Raw genomic sequence first — 7,059 nt, forward strand, 5'->3', positions numbered from 1 at the left:
GTCAATTATTTTTTCCTTCTAAAAATTGTGTATGGATTTGTTACAAAATAAATTACTAGAGAAGCAAGTAACCAGGCTACCATTGAACAAAGAAATGATAGGGATGCCCCAAAAATCTCAAATTTAGAAACTAAAGGCTTTGCCGTTAAGAGTGACACAATGTAACCAACGACAAATGAAATCACTAGAAAATGTTGCTTTCTAAATATTGTCAAGATATTATCACATACTGTTGAAAAGGTACTTGCAATCCCCCCTAATAACAAAACTACAAAACTAGTTTGATACTGTTTTAAATGGGTTCCATATACAATATCCAGTGCTGGAATTGCTATAAAAGCACCAATAAGAAAAATGAAGGTACAGGTACCAAGTAAAATCTTGAAGAGATTATTCTTGTAAGTTATAAAATGCGATATTTTCCTTTCCTCCAAAAATACAGCAAGCTGGGTAATCATTGGCCTAAGAAAGACAATCATCAGATTCATAGCAAAAATAGGGGTAAACAAAATACTGAAATCTCTTTGAACACCATTACCAATTAGTCCCTGGTTAAAAATATCATTCAATGCATATTTCGGTTGGTTATATATTGAAACCAGCAAAAAAGCATTAATAAATAAAGGTAAACAATCTTTCAATACACTAATAATATTGCCAAGCTTAACACTGAAAGGGTTCAATCTATGGAAAACCTTTGAATGAGGATAGTCAAATAAAGCAATGAATACGAATGAACTGATTGTTTGTGAGATGACAGACCACAAAAGATATTTAGTAATTACTAAAGTTAGAGCAAAGACAATTGTTGAAAGGGTATTTCTCAGAAAGAGAGACTTCCCGGCAATATCCAAACGTTCCTTCTGCTGAAATAATCCTTGAAAAACATCTGATAAAGCTTCACTAACTCGGAAAAAAGAGACCCAAAATATGATTCCAACATTTGAATGCGTATTCGGATTAAAAATGAGATACATTACTAAAAGAAGAACCATAGCAATGTTTGAAAGTATCCTCGTAACAAAGTAGGTATCAAAAGAATACTTTTCTCTTATATCTGTTGCTTGGAAGTCTCTGACTTGAAAACTAGCGACAATAACAAATAGGTTTGCAATCGCATAGGCAAAACTGTAAACATCCGCCGAAGCACTATTCAAAGTACGTGTAACAATAAAAAGAAGTATAACAGAAACAGCTGCTGAAGACATACTTCCTAAAATATTCCAGAAAAAAACCTTTTGGGGAGTTACATTTTCCAAGTATTACAACTCACTTTCAATCAGTATATTGCTTTTATTATACCATAAACCCAATAAAAAAGAGAGGTGGCACTAATGACCAAATTCCCAAAAGTTAAGTCTGTCTTTTCTAACTTTTGAGGTAAGGTCATAAACACTTTACCCTCTTTTGAAAACATTATTTCACTTCTTGTTTATAGAACTCTTTTAGAGCATCTTGCCATGTTGGGATGAAAAATCCTGTAGCCTTTGCTTTAGCCAAGCTCATTGTAGAATTAAGTGGTCGTTTCGCCTTAGCTGGGAATTGGCTGGAATCCACTGGCTTCACTTCTACATCCGTATCTTTTAGGATTTCAACTGCAAAGTCATACCAAGTTGTATCTTCTTCTGCATCATTAGACAAGTGGTAATAACCATAATCTTTACGATTTTCAGCTAAATAGGTCATAAACTCTGCAAGAGTACGAGTCCAAGTTGGACGACCGTGTTGGTCATTAACGACCGTCAAAGTTTTGTGAGTCTTGGCTAAGTTTTGCATGGTGAAAACAAAGTTCTTACCGTAGTTACCAAATACCCAAGCTGTACGAATGATATAGAAGTTAGAGACATGCTTCTCAACCAGTTCTTCCCCCATGCGTTTGGTACGTCCGTACTCTGTTTGAGGATCTGGTTGATCATCTACTTCCCATTCTTGTCCCACTGGCTTTTTACCATCAAACACGTAGTCTGTTGAAATATAGACCAAAGTTGCACCGTGCTTTTCAGACGCTTTCGCTACATTTTCCGTACCGGTCACGTTGATAGCATAGTCCAGCTCTTTTCCTTCATCTTCAGCAGCATCCACTGCAGTATAGGCAGCACAGTGGTAGACTAAGGTTGGTTTTACTTCTGCAAACACTTCGTCTACCTTCTCAGCATTTGTGATGTCCATCTCTGCTACGTCTACTGCTACATACTCTTCGTTGCGTTCGTCAAGAAGGTGACGAAGTTCAGTTCCGAGTTGGCCATTTGCACCTGTTACTAAAATCATGGTAAAATCTCCTTGAAAATTTATTTTAGCATTTGTTAATATTAAGTATATTTATTATTCATTACCCAACTGAATTCTATTTCATTATAACAAATAATTGATCATCTTTAGATAAAATATCGTATAATTTTGTAGTTTCTAGTTTTCTATAAGTAGAATCTATCTGATTTACATCAAACATTTTAAAATCAACATCTAGTTTCGTTAAGCTATTAAATCGCATTGTCATATCCCAGGAAATATTTGTATTTGGCATAATTAGGCTACGAATCATGGGGTAAACAAGAGCTGAATTTTCGTATATAGGTGAATTTGATATAAACCTATTAATATTAACTACCCTATTTTGCGCTGAAACATACTTATTAAGAGTACTACCTAACATAACACTCTGTGTTTCGAATACTTTATTTTGTTGCTTTAAACTATCAACATAAATAAACGAGAATGACAACGCGTAGTATACACTCAATAATGTTAGGAATTTTTTTGATATTTCAAAGTAATGAACCTTAGTAGAAATCCCTAAAGTTACAATCAAGATGATTGATGAAAAGATTCCCAATCCATATTCATATCTAGGTCTTAAAAGATAGAACTTTTCTAAAAGAATTAGGTAAGAACCATAACTAAAGATACAGCCTAAAAATAACCAGGAAATTACTAAAACTGTTTTTGTCAATTTCTTTTCTTTACTTATCAAATAAACAGATATGATTAAAAAAATAACTAAAACGGCAGCAAGAACTATCCAAATATTCGAACTTTGAAGGTAAATATTTTTTAAATATCCCTTTGCATTATTAAATAACGTAGCTGGAATATCTAACAATCTAGGAATCCTACCTTGATCTGCGAAAATTGGAGGCTTAATTGTAATTTGAATTTTATATAAAATCATACCTAGAATATACGATACAGATGATATAACAATCATTTGTATATTCAATTTATTATCATTTAGAAACTCTAAAAATACTAAGGTTAGGACAATCAAAATATAAATCCCTGAAGATGCTTGATAAGAATTACACATTAGAAAAATACATAATATCGAGCTCAGACTAAACAATTTGTTAGACTTCAAAAAAATGAATGGCAAGACAGACACAAATACACTCAAGGACATGAAAGGATTATCGAATCTAAAACTCAATGGCTCCAAGAACCAAGGATTTAAACCAACAATAGTTGATGATAGTGCAGTGAACCAATCTATCTTCTTATAGGGAAATAAAATAAATAATAATAAAATACTTGTAATACTTAGAACAATAGACGAAATAATATTTGTTGTCAAACCAGGGTCAGTTAAGTGTGGTCCACCCTGAATAAAACGAGATGTTATTTCACTAAAATATCGGGAATAATGTTCAGAAAATCCTGTGTAGCCTTGAAGTTGTCGACCAATATCATCAATATAAGGAAATTCTGCTAAACTAATATTTATATTTACAAGTAAATAGATAACAAAAATGAGGTAACATGCAGCTCTATTTCTTTTTATAAACTCAAAAAGATTCTGAAATATTGATTTACATACCTCAACCATTCTTTATTCCTCCTCTTTCACAACATAAACTGGCCGTTTCTTAGTTTCCATAAAGATCTTACCAACATATTTCCCTAAAATCCCAATGGTTAATAATTGGAAGCCTCCAAGGAAGAGGATCACCGTCATGAGAGACGGCCAACCTGAAGTTGGATCTCCAAACACTAAGGTACGGATCACAATCAGAATCACCATGATAAAGGCCAAGATCCAAGATAACAGTCCACCAATAAAGGCAATGTTTAGTGGGGCATCCGAGAAATTGACAATCCCTTCAATCGAGTATTTAAAGAGGGACCAAAAGTTCCAAGACGTCTCTCCTGCCACGCGCTCAACATTCTTGTATTCTAGGTATTCTGTTTCAAATCCTACCCAGGCAAAAATTCCTTTTGAAAAGCGATTGTATTCTGATAACTCTAAAATCGCATCGACCATGGGACGGCGCATCAAACGGAAATCACGCGCACCATCAACCATTTCTACTTGGCTGATATGATTGATCAATTTATAAAACATCCGTGCAAAGAATGAGCGAATCGGCGGTTCACCATCACGGGTTACCCGCCGTGTTCCGACACAGTCCAATTCCGGGTTTTCATCCAATTTCTGCTTCATTTGAACCAATAACTCTGGAGGATCCTGTAGATCTACATCCATGACAGTGACGAATTCACCACTAACTCGCTCAAGTCCAGCATAGAGTGCGGCTTCTTTCCCAAAATTCCGAGAAAAAGAAAGGTAATGCACATTTGAATCTGTAACATGTAACTTTCGAAGTACAGATAGCGTACTATCGGAAGATCCATCATTTATAAAAATATATTCAAACTTTTCTCCCATCTCCACCCGAACACGTTCCATTTCTCGATAAAATAATGGAATCGATTCTTCTTCGTTAAAACATGGGACTACAACTGATAGGGTCATTGCTTACTCCTTGACTTATTCACTTTCTATTGTAACAAAAAACTCTCATAATCCCTAGCATTTTTCATCCCGCCCTTCCCTCTTTTCATGTTATAATAGGATGAAACATTCGATGGAGGATTGATGATGCTAAGGCTTGGAATTATTGGAACGAGTTGGATTTCACAGGAATTTATTAAGGCAGCGCACTTGACTGGGCGCTATCGCATACAGGCGGTGTATTCAAGGCGTTTAGAAACTGCTCAAGACTTTTGTAAACCTTATGATTCTACTTCTTGCTACACGGACTTGGTGGACTTCTTGAACAGTGATTTAGATGTCGTCTACATTGCGAGTCCTAACGCCCTTCATTTTTCTCAGGCCAAGCTTGCTATTCTAGCAAAGAAGCATGTCATCATTGAAAAACCGGCGGTGACGAGTCCTTCTGAATGGAAGGAACTGGTGAAGCTGGCTAGAGAACACCAGGTCTATCTCTTTGAAGCTGCCAGAAATTACCAAGAAGCAGCTTTTCAAGTCATTAAAGATTTTCTATCCGGTCAAGAAATTTTAGGCGCTAACTTTACCTTTGCAAAATATTCTTCCAAGTTACCTGCCCTTCTTGCTGGTGAGATGCCGAATATTTTCTCAGATATCTATGCAGGTGGTGCCTTGATGGATCTTGGAGTCTACTGCCTCTACCTAGCGATTGGTTTCTTTGGAGGGCCAGTCTCAAGCCACTACACCGCTCAGCAATTACCAAATTCGGTTGATCTCTATGGTCAAGGTGTCCTCATCCATCCAGAGTTTCAGGTTGCCATACAGGCGGGGAAAAACATCACCAGTCATCTACCAGCTGAAATCTACACAAAGACTGGAACCTTGACTCTAAATGCTGTGGCTGCAATTAACCAGGCTCAATTCATCAGCCATTCTGGAGAAATCTTCGACCTCCCTATTGAGCCATGTACTCACGTAATGCAAGAAGAGGCGGAAGCCTTTGCGCTGGCAATTGCTGGCCAAAAAGATAGCGTATATCTCGAATGGTTACAAACTGCGGAACAAGTCCATGAGACCCTCTACCAGATGCGTCAAAGCGCTGGAATTCACTTTAAGGATGAAAAAGAATGAAAGAACATTTCCCAAAAAGCTGGTTAGACCAGCTAGAAACACTAGGTTTTGATACCTTCACTGACATTCAGGAGCAGATCTTTTCTCCCATCTATGAAGGGGAGAATGTTTTAGGGATCAGTCCTACCGGTACTGGTAAGACACTTGCCTACCTCTTTCCAAGCTTGCTCAAACTCAAACCGAAGAAGGCCCAACAACTCTTGATTCTAGCTCCTAATACGGAGTTAGCAGGACAAATTTTTGATGTCACCAAGCAATGGGCAGAGCCTCTTGGTCTCCAGACCCAACTCTTCCTGTCAGGATCCAGTCAAAAACGGCAAATCGAACGCCTCAAAAAAGGACCTGAAATCTTAGTCGGTACTCCTGGTCGGGTCTTTGAACTGATCAAACTGAAAAAAATTAAAATGATGAATGTGGATACCATCATTTTAGATGAATTTGACCAGTTACTGAGTGATTCTCAGTACCATTTTGTTGATAAAATCAGTCACTATGCTCCTCGTGATCATCAATATATCTATATGAGCGCGACAGCTAAGGTCGATCCAGACCAATTAGAAGAAAATACCATCCAATTGACAGTTGATGGAGTTAGCTTAGACAATATTCAGCATTTTTATATGCAAGTGGATCAGCGTGACAAGGTCGAACTCCTCCGCAAACTCGCCCACGTCGAAGACTTTCGTGGCCTTGCCTTCTTCAACAGCCTATCTGATCTAGGAAGTGCAGAAGAAAAGCTGCAATACCGGGGTGTAGAGGCCGTGTCGCTTGCTAGTGATGTCAATGTCAAGTACCGTAAGGTCATCCTGGAACGCTTTAAGGAGCACCAGCTAACCCTTCTACTTGCGACTGATCTGGTAGCTCGTGGAATCGATATTGACCATCTGGAATGTGTGATCAACTACGATCTCCCTCGAGACAAAGAAACCTACACCCACCGAGCTGGTCGTACGGGACGGATGGGCCGTGAGGGCTATGTGATTACCCTAATCACCCACCCCGAAGAACTCAAAACCTTGAAAAAGTATGCTTCTATCCGAGAGATTGTCCTGAAAAATTCCCAACTCTATCTCAATGACTAACAAAGAGGCTAGGACAAAAGTCCTAGCCTCTCAATTATCTTTGGAGTGTCGAGCAAGACGCAGTGGTTGAGTGGGCTCTACTACGCTGATTTCATCAGCTTTTACAGCCCTACTCAACTGTGC

6 protein-coding genes are annotated in these 7,059 nt (G+C 37.7%); 2 read left to right on the forward strand and 4 right to left on the reverse strand.

All coding sequences use genetic code 11. The features are described from left to right. Positions 1-5 precede the first annotated feature (5 nt). The 4 genes from HA044_RS03055 to HA044_RS03070 form a co-directional block, all read right to left on the reverse strand. Positions 6-1,208, reverse strand: coding sequence for a polysaccharide biosynthesis C-terminal domain-containing protein (locus HA044_RS03055; RefSeq protein ID WP_262407531.1), 1,203 nt, complete (start codon positions 1,206-1,208; stop codon positions 6-8). A 208-nt stretch (positions 1,209-1,416) separates the two neighbouring features. Continuing rightward, positions 1,417-2,268 (reverse strand): dTDP-4-dehydrorhamnose reductase, encoded by an 852-nt coding sequence (gene rfbD, locus HA044_RS03060; RefSeq protein WP_187539173.1) that lies wholly within the window; start codon positions 2,266-2,268, stop codon positions 1,417-1,419. A 76-nt stretch (positions 2,269-2,344) separates the two neighbouring features. After that, complete coding sequence (locus HA044_RS03065) at positions 2,345-3,820, reverse strand: glucosyltransferase domain-containing protein (RefSeq protein ID WP_187539175.1); 1,476 nt, start codon at positions 3,818-3,820, stop codon at positions 2,345-2,347. Between the two features lie 3 nt (positions 3,821-3,823). Further along, positions 3,824-4,747 (reverse strand): glycosyltransferase family 2 protein, encoded by a 924-nt coding sequence (locus tag HA044_RS03070; protein ID WP_187539177.1) that lies wholly within the window; start codon positions 4,745-4,747, stop codon positions 3,824-3,826. 126 nt (positions 4,748-4,873) lie between these two features. On the opposite strand from HA044_RS03070, the gene HA044_RS03075 reads away from it, so the two are divergent. Both HA044_RS03075 and HA044_RS03080 read left to right on the forward strand, forming a co-directional pair. Then, a complete protein-coding gene (locus HA044_RS03075) occupies positions 4,874-5,854 on the forward strand; it encodes a Gfo/Idh/MocA family protein (RefSeq protein WP_187539416.1) in 981 nt (326 codons plus the stop codon). Further along, complete coding sequence (locus HA044_RS03080; RefSeq protein WP_187539179.1) at positions 5,851-6,936, forward strand: DEAD/DEAH box helicase; 1,086 nt, start codon at positions 5,851-5,853, stop codon at positions 6,934-6,936. Before HA044_RS03075 ends, HA044_RS03080 begins: the two co-directional genes overlap by 4 nt. Positions 6,937-7,059 lie beyond the last annotated feature (123 nt).

The sequence above is a fragment of the Streptococcus sp. IMAU 99161 genome, from assembly GCF_014435245.1.
GTDB lineage: Bacteria > Bacillota > Bacilli > Lactobacillales > Streptococcaceae > Streptococcus > Streptococcus lactarius.